A 24,949-nucleotide genomic window follows, 5' to 3' on the forward strand; every position below is an offset into this window, starting at 1 on the left:
ACCCAGGCACCGCACTGTACCAGGATGATTTCGGTCGCCTGTGTTGGGGCTGCTGCGCAGCCCAGCGGGAGCAAGCTCCCTCCCCACAGGGGGCCATTTCATGCATAACCCCTGCGCCCTGATCCCGGTCTACAACCACGAAGCCGCCGTACCCGCCGTGGTCCACAGCCTGCTGGGCAGCGGCCTGCCCTGCCTGCTGGTCGACGACGGCAGCAGCCCGGCCTGCGCCGCCGTGCTGGCGCAATTGGCGACCCTGGATAACGTTACCCTGCTGACCCTGCCAAGCAACCAGGGCAAGGGCGGCGCCGTCATGGCCGGTTTCCGCGAAGCCGCACGCCAGGGCTTCAGCCATGCCTTGCAAGTCGACGCCGACGGCCAGCACGACCTGCGCGAAGTCGAGACCTTTATCGACACCTCGCGCCGGCACCCCGACGCGATCATCTGCGGCTACCCGGAATACGACGACAGCGTGCCCAAAGGCCGCCTGTACGCGCGCTACTTGACCCACGTGTGGGTGTGGATCAACACCCTGTCGTTGCAGATCCGCGACTCGATGTGCGGCTTTCGCGTCTACCCGCTGGCGCCGGTGCTGGCGCTGATGGACTCGGCCTACATCGGCACGCACATGGATTTCGACTCGGACATCCTGGTGCGCCTGGCCTGGCGCAACCAGCCGATGCGCTGGCTGCCGACCCAGGTGCACTACCCCGCCGATGGCCTGTCGCACTTCCGCCTGTTCCGGGACAACGTGCGCATCTCGGCGATGCACACCCGGTTGTTCTTCGGCATGCTGGTGCGCGCGCCGATGATCCTGTGGCGACGGTGGCAGGCATGAGCGACAGCACCAAGCACTGGGCCGACCGCGAAGAGCGCGGCAGCTACCGGCTGATGAAGCTCACCGCCTTTGCCGCCAAGGTCCTTGGCCGCCGCGTGTTGAGCCCGCTGTTGTACGGCATCGTGTTGTATTTTTTCCTGTTCGGCCGTACCGCACGCCGGAGCGCCTGGCAATACCAGCAGCGCCTGGCCGAGTGGAGCGGGCGCGAGGAACTGCGGCCCACCCACTGGAAAGTCTTCGGCCAATTCATGGCGTTTGCCGATTCACTGCTCGACAAACTCGACGTGTGGAATGGCAAGCTGCGCCTGGAACAGATCGAGATCAACGACCCGGCGCAATTGCGCGGGAAGCTGCGCGGCGGGCGCGGGCAGATGCTGGTGGGTGCACACCTGGGCAACCTCGAAGTGTGTCGCGCGCTCGCCGAGATCGGTGAACAAGTCACCATGAACGTGCTGGTGCACACCAAGCACGCCGAGCAATTCAACCGCCTGCTAGGCGAAGCCGGCGCCACCCACTTGCGCCTGATCCAGGTCAGCGAGCTGGACCCGGCCACCATGCTGCTGCTCAGCCAGCGCCTGGACGACGGCGAATGGCTGGCCATCGCCGGCGACCGCGTGCCACTGCATGGCGGGCGCACGGTGCGCGTGGACTTCCTCGGCCATGACGCCGCCTTCCCTCAAGGCCCGTGGCTGCTGGCCGGTTTGCTCAAATGCCCAGTGAACCTGCTGATGTGCCTCAAGCACAAAAGCCGCTATCGCCTGAGCATTGAGCCTTTCGCCGAATCGATCGAATGGAAACGCAACACCCGCGAGCAGGTCATCGCCCTGTGGACCGCGCACTACGCCGCACGCCTGGGCCAGTTCTGCCTGGAAGCGCCCCAACAATGGTTCAACTTTTACCCTTTCTGGAAGACCGATGACGACGCATCTTGAGCCGGTAACCTTTGGCGAACGCGCCTTGCGCATCGAAGACGTACTGGCCCTGGCCAACCGTCAGGCGCCGACCCAATTGCAGGGCGACGCCGCGTATCGCCAACGCATTGCCAAAGGCGCGCAGTTCCTCGACTCGCTGCTGGACAAGGAAGGCGTGATCTACGGCGTCACCACCGGCTACGGCGACTCTTGCGTGGTGGCGGTGCCGTTGCAGCACGTCGAGGCCCTGCCCCGTCATTTGTACACCTTCCACGGTTGCGGCCTGGGCAAGTTGCTCGATGCCCAAGCCACCCGCGCGGTGCTGGCCGCACGGTTGCAGTCGCTGTGCCACGGCGTTTCCGGTGTGCGCGTGGAGTTGCTGGAGCGCCTGCATGCGTTCCTTGAGCACGACGTACTGCCGCTGATCCCGGAAGAAGGCTCGGTCGGCGCCAGCGGCGACCTGACGCCGCTGTCCTATGTGGCTGCGACCCTGTCCGGCGAACGCGAAGTGATGTTCCGTGGCGAACGTCGCCAGGCGACCGACGTGCACCGTGAGCTGGGTTGGGAGCCGCTGGTCCTGCGCCCCAAGGAAGCCCTGGCGCTGATGAACGGCACCGCCGTGATGACCGGCCTGGCGTGCCTGGCCTTCGCCCGTGCCGACTACCTGCTGCAACTGGCCACGCGCATTACCGCGTTGAACGTGGTGGCGCTGCAAGGCAACCCGGAGCACTTCGACGAGCGCCTGTTCGCCGCCAAGCCGCACCCAGGGCAGATGCAGGTCGCCGCCTGGCTGCGCAAGGACCTGGCGATCGATGCGCCGACCGCGCCGCTGCATCGCCTGCAGGACCGTTACTCACTGCGTTGCGCGCCCCACGTGCTCGGCGTATTGGCGGACAGCCTGAACTGGCTGCGCTCGTTTATCGAAATCGAGCTGAACAGCGCCAACGACAACCCGATCATCGACGCCGAAGAAGAACGCGTGCTGCACGGTGGGCACTTCTACGGCGGGCATATCGCTTTTGCGATGGACAGCCTCAAGACCCTGGTCGCCAACGTCGCCGACCTGCTGGACCGCCAACTCGCGCTGCTGGTGGACGTGCGTTACAACCATGGCCTGCCGAGCAACCTGTCCGGCGCCCCGGCGGACCGCGCAATGATCAACCACGGCTTCAAGGCGGTGCAGATCGGCACCAGCGCCTGGACCGCCGAAGCCTTGAAAAACACCATGCCGGCCAGCGTGTTCTCGCGCTCCACCGAGTGCCACAACCAGGACAAGGTGAGCATGGGCACCATCGCCGCCCGCGATGCGATCCGCGTACTGGAACTGACCGAACAGGTCGCCGCCGCGACCCTGCTCGCCGCCAACCAAGGCGTGTGGCTGCGGGCCCAGGCCGAGGACGCGCGCCCGCTGCCGCCAACCCTGGCCGCCATGCATGACGAACTGGCCAAGGACTTCCCGCCGGTCATCGAAGACCGCGCGCTGGAAGGCGAACTGCGCCTGTGCCTGCAACGCATCGCCGAGCAACACTGGAGGCTGCATGCGTAGCCAGGGCGTGTTGCACAGCGACACCGAAATCCTCGTGCCGTTTTTTGACGTCGACACCATGAACGTCGTGTGGCACGGGCACTACGTGAAGTACCTGGAAGTGGCGCGCTGCGCGCTGCTGGACAAGATCGGCCACAACTACACGGCGATGCTCGAATCGGGCTACGCCTGGCCGGTGATCGACATGCAACTGCGCTACGTGCGCGGCGCCGTGTTCGGCCAGACGATCAACGTGCGCGCCAGCCTGGTGGAGTGGGAGAACCGCTTGAAGGTTAATTACCTGATCACCGACCTCGCCAGTGGCGAGCGTTTGACCCGTGCCAGCACCGTGCAGGTGGCGGTGGAAATCGCCACTCGCGAAATGCAGCTGGCCTCCCCCAAAGTCTTCACCGACACCATAGAAAGGGCTCTGAAATGAAATCCCATGTGGGAGGGGGCTTGCCCCCGATGGACTTCAACGATAACGCGATCCGCCGGACACTACGCAGCGCCCTCAGGCTCATCGCGGGCAAGCCCGCTCCCACATTTTTGATCGGTTTTTTCCTGAGCTTTAGTGCACATGCTTTTGACTTGCAACAACTGAGCGACCAACTTGCAAAACCCTCAGTGATCCACGGCAGCTTCACCCAGGAAAAACACCTGCGTGCCCTGCCCCTGCCGCTGGTCAGCAAAGGCACCTTCGTGCTCGCCAAGGACCACGGCCTGCTGTGGCTGCTGAAGACCCCGCTGCAACAGGACTACCGCATCAGCGCCCAAGGCATTGCCCGCCGCGACGCCAACGGCTGGCAACTGCTGCCGAACAAGAGCGCCGGCGCCGAACAGAACCGCCTGTTCCTTGCGGTGCTGCAGGGTGACAGCAGCGGCTTGCAGCGTGACTTCGAATTGCACCTGCAAGGCGAGGCCAAGCAATGGACATTGACGCTGGTCCCGCGCTCACTGCTGCTCAAGCAGGTGTTCACCCAGATCAATATCGACGGTGGCGACCTGGTGCAGAACATCGAATTGCTGGAAACCCAGGGCGACAGCACCGTGCTGCGCATGCAGGACAGCCACGCCGACCTGCCGTTGAGCGAAGCGGAGCAACACGATTTTGCCCAGTGAACGCCTGCTACCCCGCCTGTTCCTGATCCTGCTGGTGGCCGTGCTGGCCCTGGCCGGCTGGCAGTGGCGCCACGGTGCGCCCTTGTCGGCCAACCTGATGGAACTGGTGCCGGGCAACACCCCGGACGCCTTGGAACAGCAAGCCGAACAGCGCATGCAAGAGCCGCTGAACCGCGAGATGTTGGTGTTGGTGGGACATGCCGACCGCCAGCAAGCCGTCGCCGTGGCGCAACAGTTGGGCGAGCGCTGGCAGGCCAGTGGGCTGTTTGAAAAGGTGCAGTGGAACCTGCAAGCCGACTTACCGGCGCTGCGCGAGCAATTGCTGCGCGGCCGCCTGGCGATGCTCTCGGCCAAGGACCGTGAGCAACTGGTTAAACAGCCCGACGCGTTTATCCAGCAGCGCGTGCAAGCGCTGTTCGACCCCTTCACCGGGTTCAGCCTGGTGCCGAGCCAGGACGACTGGCTGGGCCTGACCGGACGTATCCAGAACAGCCAGCCGCAACACGGTGCGGTGCAACTGGATATCGGCAGCGGCGCCCTGGTCGCCGATGCCGACGGCAAAAGCTGGGTGCTACTGCGTGCACGCACCACCGGCAATGCCTTCGACATGACACTGCCGTTGCAAGTGGCAGACCTGCTCCAGGTCAGCCGCGAACAGGCCAGCGGGCAAGGCGCGCAATTGCTCGCCGCCAGCGGCTTGCTCTACGCCGCCAATGGCCAGCAGCAGGCCACGCGGGAAATCACCTGGGTGGGCGGCGGCGCTACCGTCGGCATCCTGTTGTTGCTGTTGCTGGCGTTCCGGCGCTGGCGCGTGCTGCTGGCCTTTGTGCCGGTGCTGGTGGGCATGCTGTTTGGCGCGGTGGCCTGTGTGGCACTGTTCGGCCATATGCATGTGATGACCTTGGTATTGGGTTCCAGCCTGATCGGCGTGGCGGTGGATTACCCGCTGCACTATCTGTCGAAAAGCTGGAGCCTGCAGCCGTGGCGCAGTTGGCCGGCGTTGCGTCTGACGCTGCCGGGACTGAGCCTGAGCCTGGCGACCAGTTGCATCGGTTACCTGGCGCTGGCCTGGACGCCGTTCCCGGCACTGACCCAGATTGCAGTGTTCTCCGCTGCCGGTCTGGTCGGTGCGTACCTGTCTGCCGTGTGCCTGTTGCCGGCGCTGCTCAAGGGTGTCGAACTGCGCCCGGCGCAATGGCCGCTGCGCATCGCTGAATGCCTGTGGCTGGTACGCGCCTCGTTACTCAAGCGCGTGCCGAGCCCCGTCCTGCTGGCGTTGCTGCTGCTGTTTTGCGCGGGCGGCCTGTGGCACCTGAACAGCAAAAACGACATTCGCCAATGGATCGGTGCACCGCCGCAATTGCTGCAAGAAGCGCAGGCCGTGGCACGCATTACCGGGTTCCAGCCCACCAGCCAGTTCTTCCTGGTACGCGCGGACAATCAGCAGCAGTTGCTGGAGCGCCAGGCAGCCTTGGGCCAGCGCCTGGATCAGTTGGTGAACATGGACAAACTCCAGGGCTACCTGGCACTCAACCAACTGGTCAGCCTGCCCGCCGAGCAACAACAGCTGCGTGATGCGCTGGATAAACTCCCGGAACATTGGCAGCCGCTGCTGGACCTCGGCGTCCCCGCCAGCGCCCTGCAAGCCGAAGTGGCGCAACTGCAAGCGCTGCCCACCGAAGACATCGACAGCGCACTGGTGGGCCCGTTGGCCGAACCTTGGCGCACCCTGTGGCTTGGTCCGGTCGACGGCGGCGTGGCGGCGATGGTCAGTCTGCAGGGCTTGAACAACCCGGCGCTGCTGCGGGTGCAAGCGCTGGATTTGCCGGGCGTGCAATTGGTCGACCGTCTGGGCGACTTGAACCGGGTGTTCGCCGACACGCAGATCAGCGCCGCCGAATTGAAGTTGATGTCGTGCGTGCTGATCGTGCTGCTGTTGATCCTGCCATTCGGCTTCGGCGGCGCCCTGCGCATTGTCGCCCTGCCGCTGCTGGCAGCCCTGTGCAGCCTGGCCAGCCTCGGCTGGCTGGGCCAGCCGCTGACGCTGTTCAGCCTGTTCGGCCTGCTGTTGGTCACGGCCATCAGCGTCGACTACGCGATCCTGATGCGCGAGCAAATCGGCGGCCCTGCGGTCAGCCTGTTGGGCACATTGCTGGCGGCGCTGACGACCTGGTTGTCGTTTGGCCTGCTGGCGGTGTCCAGCACGCCGGCAGTGAGTAATTTCGGCTTATCGGTCAGCCTCGGCCTGGCATTCAGCTTTATGCTGGCGCCTTGGGCCGGGCAACAGAAGCACGCCTTATGAATGTGATTATCGCCAATGTGGCAAGGAGCCCTCGTGCCCACAGTTGAAATGGAACGTCGCCAGGTGGTGGTGATCGGTGCCGGCCCCTCCGGGGCCATCGCCGCCGCGCTGCTCAAGCGCAAAGGGCATGATGTATTGATCGTCGAGCGCCAGCATTTCCCGCGGTTCTCGATTGGCGAAAGCCTGCTGTCCCACTGCATCGACTTTATCGAAGAAGCCGGCATGCTCGAGGCCGTGCAGGCCGCGGGTTTCCAGGTGAAAACCGGTGCTGCGTTCGCCTGGGGCGAGCGCTACAGCGCGTTTGATTTCGGCGATACGTTCAGCAACGGCAAGCCCACCACCTTCCAGGTGCAGCGCGGCGAGTTCGACAAGCTGCTGGCGGATCAGGCCGCGCTGCAGGGTGTGGAAATCCGCTATGGCGAAACCATCGTCGGCGTGGATTTCAAGGGCGAATCCCGCTACCTGCACGTGCGCCGCGAAAACGGCAGCGAGTATCACCTCAAGGCCAAGTTCGTGCTGGATGCCAGCGGCTACGGCCGCGTGCTGCCGCGCCTGCTGGAGCTGGACGTGCCGTCGGACTTTCCGGTGCGCCAGGCGGTGTTCACCCACGTCGAGGACCGCATCGAACACCCAGGCTTCGATCGCACCAAGATTCTGGTCACCACCCATCCTACGCAGCGCGATATCTGGTTCTGGACCATCCCGTTCAGCAACGGTCGCTGCTCGGTGGGTGTGGTCGCGGCCAAACAGCACTTCGACGGCCGCGACAGTGACCTCGACGCCTGCCTGCGCGGTTTTATCGACGAAACCCCAAGCCTGTCCGGCGTGCTGAAAAACGCGGTATGGGATACACCGGCGCGGACCATCGGCGGCTACGCGGCCAATGTCAAAAGCCTGCACGGGCCGGGCTTTGCACTGCTGGGCAACGCAGCGGAGTTCCTCGACCCAGTCTTCTCTTCCGGGGTGACCATCGCCATGCGTTCGGCGAGCATGGCGGCCGGTGTGCTGCACCGTCAGCTCAACGGCGAGACCGTGGACTGGCAAACCGAATTTGCCGAGCCATTGAAGCGTGGCGTCGACACCTTCCGCTGCTACGTCGAAGGCTGGTACGCCGGGACCTTCCAGGATGTGATTTTCCATCCGAGCAGCTCGCCGGAGATTCGTCGGATGATCAGTGCGATCCTCGCCGGCTACGCGTGGGATGAGCGCAACCCGTTTGTGAGTGAGCCCAAGCGGCGGTTGCGGATGTTGTCGGAGATTTGTGCGAGTGAGCCGGTATGAGCAGTCCTACTCTTGATAAAAACTATTTAAGTAAGCACTACGTCGAAGAAACCAAATTCGGCCTCTGGTTCCTGCGCAGTCACACTTGGCAGCATCGCGTGTTGCGCGTGGCGATCAACGACTTGCGCAGCCTGTTCACGGAGCCATTGCCTGAGGCGCCGGTATTGCTGGATGCCGGTTGCGGACAAGGCAAATCCTTCACGCTGTTGCAGCAGGTATTTGCGCCTTCACGGTTGATAGGCCTGGACGCCGACCCCCACAGCCTGGCGTTGAGCCAGGTTGAGGCCACGCGCCAAGGCTTGAGCGTAGAACTGATCGGCAGCGACTGCGCCACCCTCGACGTGCCGGACGCCAGCGTCGACATCCTGTTCTGCCACCAGACCTTCCACCATCTGGTTGAACAGCACCGCGCCCTCAAAGAGTTCTACCGCGTGCTCAAGCCCGGCGGCTATCTGTTGTTTGCCGAATCCACCGAAGCCTATATCGACACCTGGGTAATCCGCTGGCTGTTCCGCCACCCGATGCATGTGCAAAAAAGCGCCGAAGAATACCTGGAGATGCTCCGCGAGCAGGGTTTTGAATTCGGCCCACAGAACGTCTCGTACCCGTACTTGTGGTGGAGCCGCTCCAGCGACTTCGGCCTGCTGGAACGATGGGGCCTGCGCAAGGCGCCGCCGGTGGGCCAGCGCGAAGAAACCCTGGTCAACTGCGTGGCACGCAAACCCTTGGCGGGTGCCGCACCATGATGCGCTGGCTCTTGATCGGTTGCCTGTTGCTGCTGAGCGCCTGCGCCAGCCAACCGCCGCTGCCCGAGAACCCCCCAACCCTGGCCTTGCCGCTGCAACTGCATGTGCAGCGCCTGGCCGACGGCCAGAGCCAGGACTGGCTGCTGGTGATCCAGCGCGAAGGCGCGGGCATTCGTTGGTCTATGATGGACCCGCTGGGCATCCCCCAGGCCCGTCAGAAGCTGATCAATGGCGAATGGCAGGCCGATGGCTTGCTGCCGCCCAATCCCCAGGCCCGTGAGTTGTTTGCCGCGTTGCTGTTCGCGCTGACCTCGCCGGATGACCTGCGCGCGCTGTACCCCAGCGCGCAGGCGATGGACTTGACGCGCACTCTGCCGGGCCGTTGGCAGATCGTGTATCAATCGTCTGAGGTCTTTCGCGTGAACATCAGCGGGCAGCCGTTGAGCTATCGCATCACGCCACTTGGAGCGGCCCGATGAGCGCCTACCTCAACGCCCTCGGCGTGATCTGCGCCCTCGGTCGTGGCCAGGACGAGGTCAGCCGCAGCCTGTTTGCCGGCGACTGCTCTGGCATGCGCCCCGAAAGCGGCTGGGTGCCGGAGCGCGTGTTGCCGGTGGGCGCCGTGAAAGGCGACTTGGCAACCATCCCGCCCGAATTGGGCCAGCAAAGCAGTCGCAATAACCAGTTGCTGCTGGAGGCCGCTTTGCAGATCGAGGGCGAGATCCGCCTGGCGATCCAGCGCCACGGCGCAGCGCGGGTCGGTATTGTGCTGGGCACCAGCACCTCGGGAATCGATGAGGCCAGTCGCGGCATCGCCCATTACCTGCGCGACCATCAGTTCCCCAACGACTACGACTACCAGCAACAGGAGCTCAGCGCCCCGGCGAACTTCCTCGTCGACTGGCTGCAATTGAGCGGCCCGGCCTATGTGATCTCCACCGCCTGCACGTCCAGCGCCCGCGCGTTGATGAGTGCCCAGCGCCTGCTGGACTTGGGCGTATGCGATGCGGTGATCTGCGGCGGCGTCGACAGCCTGTGCAAGCTGACGCTTAACGGTTTCAGCTCACTGGAAGCGGTGTCGAACGAGCGCTGCAAGCCGTTTTCGGTGAACCGCGACGGCATCAACATCGGCGAAGCGGCGGTGCTGTTTCTGATGAGCAAAGAGCCTGCGCCCATCGCCCTGCTGGGCAGCGGCGCCAGTTGCGATGCGCACCACATCTCCGCCCCCGAGCCTACCGGCAAAGGCGCATTGCAATCCATGCGCAAGGCCCTGGCCAGCGCCAAATTGCAGCCTGGGCAGATCGGTTACCTGAACCTGCACGGCACCGCCACCCAGCACAACGACGCCATGGAAAGCCTGGCCGTCGCCAGCCTGTTCCCGGAAGGGGTGGCGTGCTCGTCGACCAAACCCATGAGCGGCCACACCCTGGGTGCAGCCGGCGCACTGGAAGCGGCGTTCTGCTGGTTGAGCCTGGTTCACAATCGGCTGCCGCCGCATGTGTGGGACGGCCAGCCCGACCCCGCGCTGCCCGCCTTGCACTGGGCTACCGCCGGCGCCACCCTGGAAAAACGCTGCCTGATGAGCAACTCGTTTGCCTTCGGCGGCAACAATGTCAGCCTGATTATCGGAGAGGCCCCATGATCGATTGGCCACTCGCCGAACTGCTGCCCCACGCGGGCGACATGATCCTGATCGACCAGGTGCTGTCGTTCGATGAAGAGCAGATCCGCACCTGCACCCTCGTCAAGCCCGGCGGCCTGTTCAACCGCCCGGACGGCAGCCTGCCGGCCTGGGTCGGCATCGAGTTGATGGCGCAAAGCGTCGCCGCCTACGCCGGTTGCCACGCGCGCCAGAAAGGTCAAGCCGTGGCGCTGGGCTTCCTGCTCGGCACACGTAAGTTCGAATGCAACGTGGCGTCTTTCCCGGCAGGCACCGAGCTGAGCATCCACGGCCTGCGATCCCTGGAAGACGACAACGGCATGGGTGTGTTCGAATGTCACCTGACCGGTGACGGTATCCAGGCCAGCGCCCGCTTGAATGTATTTCGACCGCCCCAGGCGGCCAATTATTTAGAAGAATCGAAGGACGTAACGCCATGACTGAATCCGTACTGGTCACCGGCTCCAGCCGTGGCATCGGCCGCGCCATCGCGCTGCGCCTGGCCCAGGCCGGGCATGACATCGTGCTGCACTGCCGCAGCGGCCGTGCCGACGCCGATGCGGTGCAGGCTGAGGTTGAAGCCCTGGGCCGCCAGGCGCGGGTGTTGCAATTCGATGTGGCGGATCGCGCGCTGTGCAAGGAAATCCTCGAGGCGGATGTGGAGCAACATGGCGCCTATTACGGCGTGGTGCTCAACGCCGGCCTGACCCGTGACGGTGCGTTTCCGGCCCTGTCGGAAGAGGATTGGGACGTGGTGATGCGCACCAACCTCGACGGTTTCTACAACGTGCTGCACCCGGTGATGATGCCGATGATTCGTCGTCGCGCGGCCGGGCGTATCGTCTGCATTACGTCGGTTTCCGGTTTGATCGGCAACCGCGGCCAGGTCAATTACAGCGCCTCGAAAGCCGGCCTGATTGGCGCAGCCAAGGCCCTGGCCATTGAGCTGGGCAAACGCAAGATCACCGTCAATTGCGTGGCTCCCGGTTTGATCGACACGGCGATGCTGGATGAAAACGTGCCCGTGGAAGAGCTGATGAAGATGATCCCGGCGCAGCGCATGGGCACCCCGGAAGAGGTGGCCGGCGCGGTGAATTTCCTGATGTCGGCCGAGGCGGGCTATATCACGCGCCAGGTGTTGGCCGTGAATGGAGGCCTGTGCTGATGAAACGCGTCGTCGTCACCGGCATGGCCGGCATGACCTCCCTGGGCGGCGATTGGGAGACCATCTCGGCCAACTTTCGCGCCAACCGCAGCGGCATCCGCCGCATGGATGAGTGGGACCGCTTTACCGAATTGAACACGCGCCTGGCCGGGCCGATCGACGATTTCGTCGTGCCCGCCCATTGGACGCGCAAGCAACTGCGCAGCATGGGCCGCGTCTCGCGCCTGGCGGTGTGGGCGGCGGAGCAGGCGTTGCGGGACGCCGGCTTGCTCGGCGACGAGTCGATCAAGGACGGACGCATGGGCGTGGCCTGTGGCTCGTCCACCGGCAGCACCGACGAGATCAAGGCGTTCGGCAATATGCTGCTGAACTCAGTCGCCGAGGGGCTGAACGCCAACTCCTACGTGCGCATGATGCCGCACACCACAGCGGCAAATATCAGCATCTTCTTTGGCCTCACCGGGCGGTTGATCCCTACCTCCAGCGCCTGCACCAGCGGCAGCCAGGGCATCGGCTATGCCTATGAGGCGATCAAGTTCGGCCGCCTGCCGTTGATGCTCGCCGGCGGCGCCGAAGAGCTGTGCCCCACCGAAGCCATGGTGTTCGACGCACTCTACGCCACCAGCCTGAAAAACGACGCGCCGCAAACCAGCCCACGCCCGTACGACAGCGGCCGCGATGGCCTGGTGATCGGTGAAGGCGGCGGCATGCTGGTGCTCGAAGAACTGGAACACGCCCTGGCGCGCGGTGCGCATATCCACGCCGAGATTGTCGGCTTTGGCAGCAACGCCGACGGCCAGCACACCACCCGTCCGGAACAGAAAACCATGCGCCGCGCGATGGAGCTCGCCCTGGAAGATGCCGGGCTTGAGCCTTCCGCGATCGGCTACGTGAACGGTCATGGCACCGCCACCGACCAAGGCGACATCGCCGAAACGCTGGCGACCAGTAGCCTGTTCGGCAGCCGGATGCCCATCAGTTCGCAGAAAAGCTTTCTCGGCCACACCCTGGGCGCCTGCGGTGCGCTGGAGTCCTGGTTCAGCATCGAGATGATGAACCGCGACCAGTACGTGCACACCTTCAACCTGGATTCGGTAGACCCGCAATGCGGCGAGCTGGATTACCTGCAAGGTGAATTCCGCGAGATGCACCACGACTACGTGATGAACAACAACTTTGCCTTTGGCGGCGTCAACACGTCGCTGATCTTCCGCCGCTGGTCCTGACTTTTTAATCGATTGGAGAATACGGAATGTCTTCCTTGCTACGCGTCACCCTGATCACCCTGGCCCTGCTGGTCACCGCCGGCTGCACCAGCAAGCCGATCCTCAACACCCAGCACGACCTGCCGGCCAACGCCCAGGTCAGCGAAGAAAAAATGAAAACGGTGATCGTCAACGCCCTGCAAAAACGCGAATGGACGGTTCAACGCCTGAGCCCACAACTGGTGCAGGCCGAGATCAACGTGCGTAACCAGTACTACGCGGCCATCGACATCCGCTACACCCGCAACAGCTACGCGATCACCTACCGCGACAGCCGCGAACTGGGCTACAAGGACGGCAAGATCCATCGCAACTACAACCGTTGGGTGAACAATCTGGACAGCGACATCATGGCGGGGTTGCGCAGTAATGGCGTGAATGAGGCGGGGACGGCGGCGCAGTTGTTTGAGCAGACCGGTACTTCGAAATAAAACCAAAACCTGGCACAACACTGTGGTGAGCGGGCTTGCCCCGCGCTGGAGTGCGAAGCGCTCCCAAGATCTTTGGGGCCGCTACGCAGCCCAGCGCGAGCAAGCTCGCTCACCACAACAAGCCCGCTCACCACAACAAGCTCGCTCACCACAACAGCCTAGTTGCAGGAGGTTATTGGATAGCCTTGCGCGTCAACAACTCCACAAACGCCTTCGCCATGGGCGTCTGCACGCCCTTGCGTTGCACCAGCCACACCGCCGTCACCGCCTCCTGGTCCAGCAACGTGCGATACACCACGCCATCGATCCTTATCCGCTGGTACGACGCCGGCAGCACCGATACCCCCAGCCCCGCCGCCACCAGGCCGATGATGGTCATCGCCTCGCCCGCCTCCTGGGCGAAGTGCGGGCTGAAACCGGCGTCACGGCACAGGTTCAGCAACTGCGCATAGAGACCACTGCCGTAGGTGCGTGGGAAAAATACAAACGGTTCCTGCGCCAGTTGCGCCAGGTGCAAGCCACGTTCACTGCCCTCCACCAAAGGATGACCGGCGTTCAACACGGCCACCAGCGGCTCACGCATCAACTCAACCACACTCAGCGAATCCGGCAACGGCAGGGGGCGCATCAGCCCAACCTGGATCGACTCATCCACCAGCGAATCAGCCACTTCAGTGCTGCTCATCTCTTGCAGATTGAGATGCACTGCCGGGAACGCCAGGCGAAACGCAAAGATCGCTTGGGGAATGCTGGAGTTAAACGGTGCCGATGACGTGAAGCCGATCTTCAATTCACCCAGCTCACCCAACTGCGCCCGGCGCGCCACATCTGCCGCCTTGTCGACCTGCGCCAGCACCAACCGCGCCTCATGCAGGAACAACCGCCCCGCCTCGCTTAGCTCAACCCGACGATTGGTACGCTCAAACAAGCGTGCGCCCACCTCCTGCTCCAGCGCCTGTATCTGCTGGCTCAGAGGCGGCTGCGAGATGCCCAGCACCTGGGCAGCCCGGCCAAAGTGCAGTTCTTCGGCGACGGCAATGAAGTACCGCAAGTGACGCAATTCCATGCAAGCCTCATTAGGTCGTAAAAGCTATCAAACAGGTCGAACAATATATTGGAAAGAATCATTAGCCAGCTATATTCTTTTTTGCATGGCCGGTCCTGGCACGCCCTTCCTCCCCGAGGTCCCCGTGAATTCTGCTGTCGCTCCACTCGCTCAAGAAGTCCCGCCCACTGCCCTCGATGAGGTGGTGGCCCAGCTCAATGACGCGTACATCGAAAAAGGCACACCGATGTTCATGCGCACGGTGCTGGCGCTGTTCTCCGGCGGTTTTGCGACCTTTGCCCTGCTGTATTGCGTGCAGCCGATGATGCCGGCGCTGTCCCACGAGTTTTCCATCAATGCAGCGCAAAGCAGCCTGATCCTGTCCGTGTCCACCGCGATGCTCGCGCTGGGCCTGCTGATTACCGGGCCGATTTCCGACACCCTTGGACGTAAACCGGTGATGGTAGCCGCGTTGTTCTGCGCAGCGCTCGCGACGATTGCCAGTGGCTTGATGCCGTCCTGGGAAGGGATTTTATTCATGCGCGCGCTGGTGGGTTTGTCATTGAGCGGCCTGGCCGCCGTGGCCATGACCTACCTGAGCGAAGAGATCCACCCGCAGCACATCGGCCTGGCGATGGGTTTGTACATCGGCGGCAATGCGATTGGCGGGATGAGCGGGCGCCTGATCATCGGCGTGTTGATCGACTTCGTCAGTTGGCACACGGCAATGTTGATCATCGGCGCCCTGGCGTTGATCGCCGCGACGGTGTTCTGGAAAATCCTCCCGGAATCGCGCAACTTCCGCGCCAGCAGCCTCAAGCCGCGCAACCTGGTGGACGGCTTTGTCATGCACTTCAAGGACGCCGGCCTGCCGTGGCTGTTCCTCGAAGCCTTCCTGCTGATGGGCGCATTCGTGACGATGTTCAACTACATCGGCTATCGCCTGCTGGCCGATCCCTACGACCTGAGCCAGGCCGTGGTGGGCCTGCTGTCGCTGGTGTACCTCTCGGGTATCTACAGCTCGGCGAAGATCGGCTCCCTGGCCGACCGCCTCGGTCGCCGCCGTGTGCTGTGGGCCACCATCGTGCTGATGCTCGCCGGTATGGCCCTGACCCTGTTCACGCCCTTGTGGCTGGTGGTGCCGGGCATGCTGATCTTCACTTTCGGCTTCTTCGGCGCCCACTCGGTGGCCAGCAGCTGGATCGGCCGCCGCGCGGTGAAAGCCAAGGGGCAGGCGTCGTCGCTGTACCTGTTCTGCTACTACGTGGGGTCGAGTATTGCCGGGACGGCAGGCGGGTTTTTCTGGCACTTTGCCGGGTGGAATGGGATTGGAGCGTTCATCATCGCGCTGCTGATCGGCGCGTTGCTGGTGGCGTTGAAGTTGGCGAAGTTGCCGCCGTTGGGGAATGTGCGGGCCTGACGCGATCTTGCTTTTAATGTGGGAGGGGGCTTGCCACCGATTGCAGTGTGTCAGCCAATGAATCTGGTGACTGACACACCGCTATCGGGGGCAAGCCCCCTCCCACATTGGTTTTGCGTTTATTCGTGATACTGCGCCGAGAGTTCGTGCACTGCGCGCAGGAAGGCGCCGGCATGTTCCGGGTTCACTTCCGGGGTGATGCCATGGCCCAGGTTGAACACGTGCCCGGTACCCTTGCCGTAGCTGGCGAGGATGCGGCCGACTTCGGTGCGGATCGCTTCCGGCTTGGCGTACAGCACGGTCGGGTCCATGTTGCCTTGCAGCGCGACCTGGCCGCCAACGCGACGGCGAGCTTCACCAATGTCGCAGGTCCAGTCCAGGCCCAGTGCATCGGCACCGGCGTCGGCGATGCTTTCCAGCCACAGGCCGCCGCCCTTGGTGAACAGGATCACCGGAACCTTACGGCCTTCGTGTTCACGGATCAGACCGCTGACGATCTTGCGCATGTAGGCCAGAGAGAACTCCTGGTACGCCGCCGCCGAGAGATTGCCACCCCAGGTATCGAAGATCTGCACCGCCTGGGCGCCGGCCATGATCTGGCCGTTGAGGTAACTGGTGACTGACTGCGCCAGCTTGTCCAGCAGCAGGTGCATGGCTTGCGGGTTGTCGTAGAGCATGGCCTTGGTCTTGCGGAAGTCTTTCGACGAGCCGCCTTCGACCATGTAGGTGGCCAGGGTCCACGGGCTGCCGGAGAAGCCGATCAGCGGCACGCGGCCGTTAAGCTCGCGGCGGATGGTGCTGACGGCGTCCATCACGTAACCGAGGTCTTTGTGCGGATCAGGGATCGGCAGGGCTTCGATGTCGGCCAGGGTGCTGACGACCTTTTTGAAACGCGGGCCTTCGCCGGTTTCGAAGTACAGGCCTTGGCCCATGGCGTCAGGGATGGTGAGGATGTCGGAGAAGAGGATCGCCGCGTCCAGTTGTGGGTAGCGGTCCAGCGGCTGCATCGTGACTTCGCAGGCGAACTCCGGGTTCATGCACAGGCTCATGAAGTCGCCGGCGTTGGCGCGACTGGCGCGGTATTCCGGCAAGTAGCGACCGGCCTGGCGCATCATCCACACAGGGGTGACGTCCACGGGTTGCTTGAGCAGGGCACGAAGGAAACGGTCGTTCTTGAGGGCAGTCATGTCGGCATCCGCAAAAAAAGTGCGGGCATTTTCTCAGAGCCGGACGCAAAAGGCACGGAGTGAGCCGTGCCTTTTGTCTATCGGGTCAATTTGTCGCGGTAGCTTGAACCCACCGCAAAACAAATGTGGGAGGGGGCTTGCCCCCGATTGCAGTGTGTCAGTCCCAGTATCTTTGACTGATACACCGCTATCGGGGGCAAGCCCCCTCCCACAGTTTGATCCCATTCCAATCCGGGATCAGGATCAGACCTGCAGGTAATCCAGGATCCCTTCAGCCGCATTGCGGCCTTCGAAGATCGCGGTCACCACCAAGTCAGAACCGCGCACCATATCGCCGCCCGCAAAAATCTTCGGGTTGCTGGTCTGGTGCTTGTACTTCCCTTGCTCCGGGGCAACCACGCGGCCCTGGCTGTCGGTCTGAATCTCGAACTGCTCGAACCATGGCGCCGGGCTTGGGCGGAAGCCGAAGGCGATGACCACGGCGTCGGCCGGGATGATCTCTTCGGAGCCGGGGATCGGCTCGGGGCTGCGACGGCCGCGGGCGTCCGGTTCGCCAAGACGGGTCTCGACCACCTTCACGCCTTCGACGCGGTCTTCACCGACGATAGCGATCGGCTGGCGGTTGTAGAGGAATTTCACGCCTTCTTCCTTGGCGTTCTTCACCTCTTTGCGCGAGCCCGGCATGTTGGCTTCGTCACGGCGATACGCACAGGTCACCGACTTGGCACCCTGGCGGATCGACGTACGGTTGCAGTCCATCGCGGTGTCACCACCGCCGAGAACCACGACCTTCTTGCCTTTCATATCGACGAAGTCTTCCGGCGATTTTTCAAAGCCCAGGTTGCGGTTGACGTTGGCGATCAGGAAGTCGAGCGCGTCATAAACACCCGGCAGGTCCTCACCGGCAAAGCCGCCCTTCATGTAGGTGTAGGTGCCCATGCCCATGAACACGGCATCGTATTCTTCAAGCAACTGCTCCATGGTGATGTCTTTGCCGATTTCGGTATTGAGGCGGAACTCGATACCCATGCCGGTGAACACTTCACGACGGTTGCTCAGTACGGTTTTTTCCAGCTTGAACTCGGGGATCCCGAAGGTCAGCAGGCCGCCGATTTCCGGGTTCTTGTCGAACACCACCGGGGTCACGCCGCCACGCACCAGTACGTCGGCACAGCCCAGGCCCGCCGGGCCCGCGCCGATGATCGCAACGCGCTTGCCGGTCGGCTTGACCTTGGACATGTCCGGACGCCAGCCCATGGCGAACGCGGTGTCGGTGATGTACTTCTCCACCGAACCAATGGTCACCGCGCCGAAGCCGTCGTTGAGGGTGCAGGCACCCTCGCACAGACGGTCCTGCGGGCACACCCGGCCGCAGACTTCCGGCAGGGTGTTGGTCTGGTGCGACAGCTCGGCGGCGGCGAGGATGTTGCCCTCGGCCACCAATTTCAGCCAGTTGGGAATGAAGTTGTGCACCGGGCACTTCCATTCGCAATACGGGTTACCGCACCCCAGGCAGCGGTGGGCCTGGTCGGCCGAGTGCTGGGGTTTGAAGGGTTCGTAGATCTCCACGAACTCTTTCTTGCGTTGACGCAACAGTTTCTTCTTCGGATCTTTGCGCCCGACATCGATGAACTGGAAGTCGTTATTCAGACGTTCAGCCATGTTAAAACCTCATCAAACTCTTCAGGCGCATATCACTGCGGGTTGGCACGGATGCTGGAAAGCAACGATTTCAGGTTGGCAGCCTTGGGCTTGACCAGCCAGAAACGACGCAGGTAATCATCGAGGTTCTCGGCGAGGTTACGACCCCATTCGCTGCCGGTCTCCTCGACGTACTCGTCCAGCACGTGCTGCAAGTGGTTCCGGTAGGATTCCATGGCTTCGCCGCTGATCCGCTGGATCTCGACCAACTCGTGGTTGACCTTGTCGACGAAGGTGTTGTCCTGGTCGAGCACGTAGGCGAAACCGCCGGTCATGCCCGAACCGAAGTTGTAACCGGTCTTGCCCAGTACTGCGACAAAGCCCCCGGTCATGTACTCACAGCAGTGATCGCCCGTGCCTTCCACCACGGTGTGGGCACCGGAGTTACGCACGGCGAAACGCTCACCGGCGGTACCGGCGGCGAACAGCTTGCCACCCGTGGCGCCGTACAAGCAGGTGTTGCCGATGATGGCACTGTCCTGGGTCTTGTAGACGCTGCCTTTAGGCGGAACGATCACCAGCTTGCCGCCGGTCATGCCCTTGCCCACGTAGTCGTTGGCGTCGCCTTCCAGGTACATGTGCAGGCCGCCGGCGTTCCACACGCCGAAGCTCTGCCCAGCGGTGCCCTTGAAGCGGAAGGTGATCGGCGCTTTCGCCATGCCCTGGTTGCCGTGCTTGCGCGCGATTTCGCCGGAGATGCGTGCACCGATGGAGCGATCGCAGTTGCAGATATCCAAGGCGAATTCGCCGCCGCTGGCGTCATTGATCGAGGAGCCGGCCATGTCGACCATCTTCTCGGCCAACAGGCCTTTGTCGAACGGTGGGTTGCGGTCAACCTGGCAGAATTGCGGCTTGTCGGCCGGGATGTGATCGCTGCCCAACAGCGGCGTCAGGTCCAGGTGATGCTGCTTGGCGGTCTGGCCTTCGAGGATGTCCAGCAGGTCGGTACGCCCGATCAGCTCTTCGAGGGATCGCACGCCCAGCTTGGCCAGCCACTCACGGGTTTCTTCGGCCACGTAGGTGAAGAAATTCACCACCATGTCTACGGTGCCGATGTAGTGATCCTTGCGCAGCTTCTCGTTCTGAGTGGCGACGCCGGTGGCGCAGTTGTTCAGGTGGCAGATGCGCAGGTATTTGCAGCCCAGGGCGATCATCGGTGCAGTGCCGAAGCCAAAGCTTTCGGCGCCGAGGATCGCGGCCTTGATCACGTCGAGGCCGGTTTTCAGGCCGCCGTCGGTCTGTACCCGAACCTTGCCGCGCAGGTCGTTACCGCGCAGGGTCTGGTGGGTTTCCGCCAGGCCCAATTCCCACGGTGCACCGGCGTACTTGATCGAGGTCAGCGGCGAAGCGCCGGTGCCGCCGTCGTAGCCGGAGATGGTGATCAGGTCGGCATAGGCCTTGGCCACACCGGCGGCGATGGTGCCCACGCCGGCTTCTGCTACCAGTTTCACCGAGACCAGGGCCTGCGGATTGACTTGTTTCAGGTCGAAAATCAGCTGCGACAAATCTTCAATCGAATAGATGTCGTGGTGCGGTGGCGGCGAAATCAGCGTCACGCCCGGCACTGCATAACGCAGCTTGGCGATCAGACCGTTGACCTTGCCGCCTGGCAGCTGGCCGCCTTCACCGGGCTTGGCGCCCTGGGCGACCTTGATCTGCAGCACTTCGGCGTTGACCAGGTATTCCGGGGTTACACCGAACCGGCCGGTCGCGACCTGCTTGATTTTCGAGCTCTTGATGGTGCCGTAGCGCGCCGGGTCTTCGCCGCCTTCGCCGGAGTTGGAACGCGCACCCAGGCGGTTCATGGCTTCGGCCAGGGCTTCGTGAGCCTCAGGCGACAAGGCACCCAGGGAAATGCCGGCGGAGTCGAAGCGCTTGAGGATCGATTCCAGCGGCTCGATTTCGCTGATAGCCAACGGCGTGTCCAGGGTTTTCACCTTGAACAGGTCGCGGATCATCGACACAGGGCGGTTATCCACCAGCGCGGTGTATTCCTTGAACTTGGCGTAGTCGCCCTGCTGCACGGCGGCTTGCAGGGTGCTGACCACGTCCGGGTTGTAGGCGTGGTATTCGCCACCGTGTACGAATTTGAGCAGGCCACCTTGCTGGATCGGCTTGCGCGCGCTCCAGGCTTCGGCTGCCAGGGCTTTCTGTTCGGCTTCGATGTCGACGAAACGCGCACCCTTGATGCGGCTCGGTACGCCACGGAAGCTCAGGTCGCACACTTCTTCAGACAGGCCGATGGCTTCGAACAGCTGTGCGCCACGGTAAGAGGTGACGGTGGAGATGCCCATCTTCGACAGGATCTTCAGCAGGCCCTTGGTGATGCCCTTCCGGTAGTTCTTGAACACCTCATAGAGGTCGCCCAGCACTTCACCGGTACGGATCAGGTCGCCCAGCACTTCGTAGGCCAGGAACGGGTACACAGCCGAGGCGCCGAAGCCGATCAACACCGCAAAGTGATGCGGGTCGCGGGCAGTGGCGGTTTCCACGAGGATGTTGGAGTCGCAGCGCAGGCCTTTTTCGGTCAGGCGGTGGTGCACTGCACCGGTAGCCAGCGACGCGTGGATCGGCAGCTTGCCCGGCACAATGTGACGGTCGGTCAGTACGATCTGGGTACGACCGGCGCGCACAGCTTCTTCGGCCTGGTCGGCGACGTTACGCACAGCGGCTTCAAGGCCGAGGCTCTCGTCGTAGTTCAGGTCGATGATCTGGCGGTCGAAGCCTGGGCGCTCCAGGGTCATCAGCGAGCGCCACTTGGCCGGCGAAATAACCGGCGAGCTGAGGATCACGCGAGAAGCGTGCTCAGGCGATTCCTGGAAGATGTTGCGCTCGGCACCGAGGCACACCTCCAGGGACATCACGATGGCTTCGCGCAGCGGGTCGATCGGTGGGTTGGTCACCTGGGCGAACTGCTGGCGGAAATAGTCGTACGGCGTACGCACGCGCTGGGACAGCACGGCCATTGGCGTGTCGTCGCCCATGGAGCCGACGGCCTCGTAGCCTTGCTCACCGAGCGGGCGCAGCACCTGGTCGCGCTCTTCGAACGTGACCTGGTACATCTTCATGTACTGCTTGAGCTGGTCGACGTCATAGAAAGCCGAACCGTGGTCGTTGTCTTCCATGGTCGCCTGGATGCGCAGGGCGTTCTTGCGCAGCCATTGCTTGTACGGGTGACGGGACTTCAAGCGGTTGTCGATTGCGTCGGTGTCGAGGATCTGCCCGGTTTCGGTGTCCACGGCGAGGATCTGGCCAGGGCCTACGCGGCCTTTGGCGATGACGTCTTCGGGCTGGTAGTTCCACACGCCGATTTCCGACGCGAGGGTGATGAAGCCGTTGGTGGTGGTCACCCAACGCGCCGGGCGCAGACCGTTACGGTCGAGCAGGCACACCGCGTAGCGGCCGTCGGTCATGACCACGCCGGCCGGGCCGTCCCACGGTTCCATGTGCATCGAGTTGTACTCGTAGAACGCACGCAGATCCGGGTCCATGGTTTCGACGTTCTGCCACGCAGGCGGAATGATCATGCGCACGCCACGGAACAGGTCGATGCCGCCGGTGACCATCAGCTCGAGCATGTTGTCCATGCTGGAGGAGTCGGAGCCCACGCGGTTGACCAGCGGGCCGAGCTCTTCCAGGTCCATCAAGTCGTTGGCGAACTTGGTGCGACGGGCCACGGCCCAGTTGCGGTTGCCGGTGATGGTGTTGATCTCGCCGTTGTGGGCGAGGAAGCGGAATGGCTGGGCCAGCGGCCACTTCGGCAGGGTGTTGGTGGAGAAGCGCTGGTGGAACACGCAGATTGCGGTTTGCAGGCGCTCATCGCTCAGGTCTGGATAGAAGGCGGTCAAGTCCGCCGGCATCATCAGGCCTTTATAAATGATGGTCTTGTGGGAAAAGCTGCAGATGTAGTGTTCGGTGTCGGCGGCGTTGGACACCGACGAGCGACGACGGGAGGTGAACAGCTTGATCGCCATGTCCTGGTCGCTGAGGCCGTCGCCGGCGATGAACACTTGTTCGATCTGCGGCAGGCGCTCCAAGGCCAGGCGGCCGAGCACGCTGGTGTCGATCGGCACTTTGCGCCAGCCGACGAGTTGCAGGCCGGCAGCGAGGATCTCGCGGTTCATGTTCTCGCGAGCGGCTTCGGCTTTGACCGGGTCCTGGTTGAAGAACACCATGCCCACGGCGTACTGCTTGGGCAGGTCGGCCGCAAAGTGCTCTTTGGCGACAGCGCGCAGGAACAGGTCGGGCTTTTGAATCAGCAAGCCGCAACCGTCACCGGTCTTGCCGTCGGCGTTGATCCCACCGCGGTGGGTCATGCAGGTCAGGGCCTCGATGGCCGTTTGCAAAAGGGTATGACTGGGCTCGCCCTGCATATGGGCTATCAGGCCGAAACCGCAGTTATCCTTGAATTCATCGGGTTGGTACAGACCTGCTTTCATAGACACTTTCTCACCAGGCTGCCTCTTATAACGAGGCAAATTTCTTTTCAATTCAACCGGTTACCTTCCACGTCGAACGTACGCCGACTTAGCGGGGGCAAAAGGGAGGTCATTGTACACACCGACACAGACGCCCACAAATTTAGCGACGAAATGTCGCAAATCTATGTCGCATTTATGAAAGGTTTAAAGCGATATGCTGTGCTAGTCAAAACTTTTTTAATTCTGACCGCTACGACTCAAAAGCCACTGTGACGCAGACACCACAAAGCGCGCGGCCTGGAGGGGCTGCACGCCTTGCGATCTTTTTTGAGGTGCCGGGAGGGCGGCCTGGGTAAGGCCGCCGGATCTTCAGCGAGTTGCTGCCAGTTCTTGTTGAACGCTGGCGACAGTGCGAGGCCAAGGTTTACCAGCCTGAACCTTCGCTGGCAAGGCTTTGATGGCAGAATCAGCTGCAGCACGGCTGGAGAAGTTGCCGTAGGTGATCACGTAGAGAGGCTTGCCGTTGAGCACTTTCTTGAAATAACGGTACTCGCCGCCCTGCTCTTTCACGAACGCCTGGGCGTTGGCTTCGGAGCTGGTGCCGAGGATCTGCACCACGAAGTTGCCGGTAGGTTGGCTGGCGTACCAGCTGCTGCCAGCGGCGCCGGCTTTGGCGACAGTGGCGGCGGGTTTTTCAGCAGGCTTGGCCGCTGGCGCTGGCTTGGCGGCCGGTGCAGGGGCGACAGGCTTGGTAACCGGTGCCGGCTTCGCGGTGGCGACCGTTGGCGCAGGCGTTGGCTTGGCGGCTGGCTGACCCGCTGGCACGCCCGCAGGCGGTGCAGTCGTGGTCACGGTCGGCGGCGTGGCACTGGAGCCTTCCACCGGCACACCGTCGTCACCTTCGGAGATACCACCGGCTTCTTCGGCGAGTGGGCCGCGCATCACAGGTTGGCCCACCATCGGCAGGCTGGTCGGTTGACCGGAGTTGGCAAATTCGACATTTGGCGTGGGCTTGCCCAGTGGCAACTGCGCCTGTTCGGTTGGCGCGCCGGCGGTCGTCGGTGCCTTGCTGCGGCCTGGGATCAACCAGGCGGCGGCGACAGCGACCACAACAACGGCGGAAATAGCCAATACGTGTTTCTTAGGCATCGTGAACCCCATCTTTGGACGCTTGACCGCAGTGCGGCTGGCAATCATGGCTTCGATCATGGCATCGCGGGCGACCTGGTTGATGGTGCCAGGCCAGCCGTCGGAGCTTTCGTGAATATCAGAGATCTGTTGAGCAGAGAAAAGTTCGATGCCCGCCCCTGCGCCTTCCAGGCGTTGAGCCAGGTATTCGCGGGTTTCTTCCTCTTCGTACGGCTGCAACTCGATAACGTGGAACAGCTCCTGTTCACCGCTGATCTGCTCCAGGTCGGCGATCAACGACGACTCACCAAACAGGAACACGTGCGGGCGACCTTCCGGCGTACCCGCCGCCAGCGCCAGCAGCGCTTCAAGGGCGGATTCGTCGAGCTGCTCGGCATCATCCACCAGCAGGTAGACTTCCTGGCCGGTCAGGCCCAGTTGCACGACCTGCTTGAGGATCGCGTTCGGCTCAGCGGTGGCCACCTCCAGCGCTTGGGCGACTTGGCGCAACACGCCCGCCGCATCACCGGCACCACGGGCCGACACCACCACGCTCTGTACCGACTGCTTGTTGGTGCTGGCCACCAGGGCCTGGCGCAGCAGGGTCTTGCCGCTGCCCAACGGGCCGGTCACGACCAGCAGCAGTTGGCTGTAGCGCGCCAGATGGTGCAACTGACCCAGCACCGGTTTGCGCTGGGCCGGGAAGAATTTGAAACCAGGCACCCGCGGAGCAAAAGGGTCGTGGCTTAACTGGTAGTGGCCGAGGAACGCCTCGTCGGCATGCAAACTAGTCATCGGGTCTTA

20 protein-coding genes are annotated in these 24,949 nt (G+C 63.0%); 15 read left to right on the plus strand and 5 right to left on the minus strand.

All coding sequences use genetic code 11. The features are described from left to right. Nucleotides 1-100 precede the first annotated feature (100 nt). From AC3ZU9_RS24920 to AC3ZU9_RS24985, 14 genes are read left to right on the plus strand one after another with little or no spacing between them, the layout of a single operon-like run. Nucleotides 101-835, plus strand: coding sequence for a glycosyltransferase family 2 protein (locus AC3ZU9_RS24920; protein ID WP_102061105.1), 735 nt, complete (start codon nucleotides 101-103; stop codon nucleotides 833-835). Beyond that, entirely contained in the window at nucleotides 832-1,767 is a 936-nt protein-coding gene (locus AC3ZU9_RS24925; protein WP_043204670.1) for a lysophospholipid acyltransferase family protein, read from the plus strand. The genes AC3ZU9_RS24920 and AC3ZU9_RS24925 overlap by 4 nt, the downstream gene beginning before the upstream one ends. Next, on the plus strand, nucleotides 1,751-3,292 hold the full coding sequence (locus AC3ZU9_RS24930) for an HAL/PAL/TAL family ammonia-lyase (RefSeq protein WP_102061104.1): 1,542 nt from the start codon (nucleotides 1,751-1,753) through the stop codon (nucleotides 3,290-3,292). The genes AC3ZU9_RS24925 and AC3ZU9_RS24930 overlap by 17 nt, the downstream gene beginning before the upstream one ends. Continuing rightward, nucleotides 3,285-3,710, plus strand: a complete 426-nt coding sequence (locus AC3ZU9_RS24935) for an acyl-CoA thioesterase (RefSeq protein WP_490091483.1) — start codon at nucleotides 3,285-3,287, stop codon at nucleotides 3,708-3,710. Before AC3ZU9_RS24930 ends, AC3ZU9_RS24935 begins: the two co-directional genes overlap by 8 nt. Nucleotides 3,711-3,739: 29 nt before the next feature. Then, on the plus strand, nucleotides 3,740-4,393 hold the full coding sequence (locus tag AC3ZU9_RS24940) for an outer membrane lipoprotein carrier protein LolA (RefSeq protein ID WP_490091484.1): 654 nt from the start codon (nucleotides 3,740-3,742) through the stop codon (nucleotides 4,391-4,393). Continuing rightward, nucleotides 4,383-6,695 (plus strand): MMPL family transporter, encoded by a 2,313-nt coding sequence (locus tag AC3ZU9_RS24945; protein WP_490091485.1) that lies wholly within the window; start codon nucleotides 4,383-4,385, stop codon nucleotides 6,693-6,695. Before AC3ZU9_RS24940 ends, AC3ZU9_RS24945 begins: the two co-directional genes overlap by 11 nt. A gap of 33 nt (nucleotides 6,696-6,728) precedes the next feature. After that, a complete protein-coding gene (locus tag AC3ZU9_RS24950) occupies nucleotides 6,729-7,976 on the plus strand; it encodes an NAD(P)/FAD-dependent oxidoreductase (protein WP_012721830.1) in 1,248 nt (415 codons plus the stop codon). After that, entirely contained in the window at nucleotides 7,973-8,722 is a 750-nt protein-coding gene (locus AC3ZU9_RS24955) for a class I SAM-dependent methyltransferase (protein ID WP_012721829.1), read from the plus strand. Before AC3ZU9_RS24950 ends, AC3ZU9_RS24955 begins: the two co-directional genes overlap by 4 nt. Further along, nucleotides 8,719-9,201, plus strand: coding sequence for a hypothetical protein (locus tag AC3ZU9_RS24960; RefSeq protein ID WP_490091486.1), 483 nt, complete (start codon nucleotides 8,719-8,721; stop codon nucleotides 9,199-9,201). Before AC3ZU9_RS24955 ends, AC3ZU9_RS24960 begins: the two co-directional genes overlap by 4 nt. Further along, entirely contained in the window at nucleotides 9,198-10,364 is a 1,167-nt protein-coding gene (locus tag AC3ZU9_RS24965; protein WP_012721827.1) for a beta-ketoacyl-[acyl-carrier-protein] synthase family protein, read from the plus strand. The genes AC3ZU9_RS24960 and AC3ZU9_RS24965 overlap by 4 nt, the downstream gene beginning before the upstream one ends. Continuing rightward, nucleotides 10,361-10,822 (plus strand): hotdog family protein, encoded by a 462-nt coding sequence (locus AC3ZU9_RS24970; RefSeq protein WP_012721826.1) that lies wholly within the window; start codon nucleotides 10,361-10,363, stop codon nucleotides 10,820-10,822. Before AC3ZU9_RS24965 ends, AC3ZU9_RS24970 begins: the two co-directional genes overlap by 4 nt. Continuing rightward, nucleotides 10,819-11,547, plus strand: coding sequence for a 3-oxoacyl-ACP reductase FabG (gene fabG / locus AC3ZU9_RS24975; protein WP_102061099.1), 729 nt, complete (start codon nucleotides 10,819-10,821; stop codon nucleotides 11,545-11,547). The genes AC3ZU9_RS24970 and fabG overlap by 4 nt, the downstream gene beginning before the upstream one ends. Next, on the plus strand, nucleotides 11,547-12,773 hold the full coding sequence (locus AC3ZU9_RS24980) for a beta-ketoacyl-ACP synthase (protein ID WP_093542881.1): 1,227 nt from the start codon (nucleotides 11,547-11,549) through the stop codon (nucleotides 12,771-12,773). The genes fabG and AC3ZU9_RS24980 overlap by 1 nt, the downstream gene beginning before the upstream one ends. 26 nt (nucleotides 12,774-12,799) lie before the next feature. Next, nucleotides 12,800-13,243: a hypothetical protein gene (locus AC3ZU9_RS24985; protein ID WP_046033867.1), complete on the plus strand. Its 444-nt coding sequence runs from the start codon at nucleotides 12,800-12,802 to the stop codon at nucleotides 13,241-13,243. Between the two features lie 172 nt (nucleotides 13,244-13,415). Here the strand turns inward: AC3ZU9_RS24985 and AC3ZU9_RS24990 are convergent, their stop codons facing one another. Beyond that, complete coding sequence (locus AC3ZU9_RS24990) at nucleotides 13,416-14,309, minus strand: LysR family transcriptional regulator (protein ID WP_490091487.1); 894 nt, start codon at nucleotides 14,307-14,309, stop codon at nucleotides 13,416-13,418. Between the two features lie 124 nt (nucleotides 14,310-14,433). Between AC3ZU9_RS24990 and AC3ZU9_RS24995 the strand changes: the two genes are divergently transcribed. Continuing rightward, nucleotides 14,434-15,708, plus strand: a complete 1,275-nt coding sequence (locus AC3ZU9_RS24995; protein WP_012721821.1) for an MFS transporter — start codon at nucleotides 14,434-14,436, stop codon at nucleotides 15,706-15,708. A gap of 119 nt (nucleotides 15,709-15,827) precedes the next feature. Here AC3ZU9_RS24995 and hemE read toward each other — a convergent pair whose 3' ends face one another. The 4 genes from hemE to AC3ZU9_RS25015 form a co-directional block, all read right to left on the minus strand. Further along, entirely contained in the window at nucleotides 15,828-16,895 is a 1,068-nt protein-coding gene (gene hemE / locus AC3ZU9_RS25000; RefSeq protein WP_012721820.1) for a uroporphyrinogen decarboxylase, read from the minus strand. A gap of 243 nt (nucleotides 16,896-17,138) precedes the next feature. Next, nucleotides 17,139-18,557: an FAD-dependent oxidoreductase gene (locus AC3ZU9_RS25005; RefSeq protein ID WP_012721819.1), complete on the minus strand. Its 1,419-nt coding sequence runs from the start codon at nucleotides 18,555-18,557 to the stop codon at nucleotides 17,139-17,141. A 32-nt stretch (nucleotides 18,558-18,589) separates the two neighbouring features. Continuing rightward, nucleotides 18,590-23,035, minus strand: a complete 4,446-nt coding sequence (gltB, locus tag AC3ZU9_RS25010; protein WP_102059983.1) for a glutamate synthase large subunit — start codon at nucleotides 23,033-23,035, stop codon at nucleotides 18,590-18,592. A gap of 351 nt (nucleotides 23,036-23,386) precedes the next feature. Next, complete coding sequence (locus tag AC3ZU9_RS25015; protein WP_102059982.1) at nucleotides 23,387-24,940, minus strand: SPOR domain-containing protein; 1,554 nt, start codon at nucleotides 24,938-24,940, stop codon at nucleotides 23,387-23,389. Nucleotides 24,941-24,949 lie beyond the last annotated feature (9 nt).

Source organism: Pseudomonas sp. A39 (assembly GCF_058145955.1).

What these genes read in the sequence shown, in the direction of transcription:
- AC3ZU9_RS24920 (WP_102061105.1), top strand. Translation starts at nt 101, where the DNA reads ATGCATAACCCCTGCGCCCTGATCCCGGTCTACAACCACGAAGCCGCC.
- AC3ZU9_RS24925 (WP_043204670.1), top strand. Translation starts at nt 832, where the DNA reads ATGAGCGACAGCACCAAGCACTGGGCCGACCGCGAAGAGCGCGGCAGC.
- AC3ZU9_RS24930 (WP_102061104.1), top strand. Translation starts at nt 1,751, where the DNA reads ATGACGACGCATCTTGAGCCGGTAACCTTTGGCGAACGCGCCTTGCGC.
- AC3ZU9_RS24935 (WP_490091483.1), top strand. Translation starts at nt 3,285, where the DNA reads ATGCGTAGCCAGGGCGTGTTGCACAGCGACACCGAAATCCTCGTGCCG.
- AC3ZU9_RS24940 (WP_490091484.1), top strand. Translation starts at nt 3,740, where the DNA reads ATGGACTTCAACGATAACGCGATCCGCCGGACACTACGCAGCGCCCTC.
- AC3ZU9_RS24955 (WP_012721829.1), top strand. Translation starts at nt 7,973, where the DNA reads ATGAGCAGTCCTACTCTTGATAAAAACTATTTAAGTAAGCACTACGTC.
- AC3ZU9_RS24960 (WP_490091486.1), top strand. Translation starts at nt 8,719, where the DNA reads ATGATGCGCTGGCTCTTGATCGGTTGCCTGTTGCTGCTGAGCGCCTGC.
- AC3ZU9_RS24965 (WP_012721827.1), top strand. Translation starts at nt 9,198, where the DNA reads ATGAGCGCCTACCTCAACGCCCTCGGCGTGATCTGCGCCCTCGGTCGT.
- AC3ZU9_RS24970 (WP_012721826.1), top strand. Translation starts at nt 10,361, where the DNA reads ATGATCGATTGGCCACTCGCCGAACTGCTGCCCCACGCGGGCGACATG.
- fabG (WP_102061099.1), top strand. Translation starts at nt 10,819, where the DNA reads ATGACTGAATCCGTACTGGTCACCGGCTCCAGCCGTGGCATCGGCCGC.
- AC3ZU9_RS24980 (WP_093542881.1), top strand. Translation starts at nt 11,547, where the DNA reads ATGAAACGCGTCGTCGTCACCGGCATGGCCGGCATGACCTCCCTGGGC.
- AC3ZU9_RS24985 (WP_046033867.1), top strand. Translation starts at nt 12,800, where the DNA reads ATGTCTTCCTTGCTACGCGTCACCCTGATCACCCTGGCCCTGCTGGTC.
- AC3ZU9_RS24990 (WP_490091487.1), bottom strand. Translation starts at nt 14,309, where the DNA reads ATGGAATTGCGTCACTTGCGGTACTTCATTGCCGTCGCCGAAGAACTG.
- hemE (WP_012721820.1), bottom strand. Translation starts at nt 16,895, where the DNA reads ATGACTGCCCTCAAGAACGACCGTTTCCTTCGTGCCCTGCTCAAGCAA.
- AC3ZU9_RS25005 (WP_012721819.1), bottom strand. Translation starts at nt 18,557, where the DNA reads ATGGCTGAACGTCTGAATAACGACTTCCAGTTCATCGATGTCGGGCGC.
- gltB (WP_102059983.1), bottom strand. Translation starts at nt 23,035, where the DNA reads ATGAAAGCAGGTCTGTACCAACCCGATGAATTCAAGGATAACTGCGGT.
- AC3ZU9_RS25015 (WP_102059982.1), bottom strand. Translation starts at nt 24,940, where the DNA reads ATGACTAGTTTGCATGCCGACGAGGCGTTCCTCGGCCACTACCAGTTA.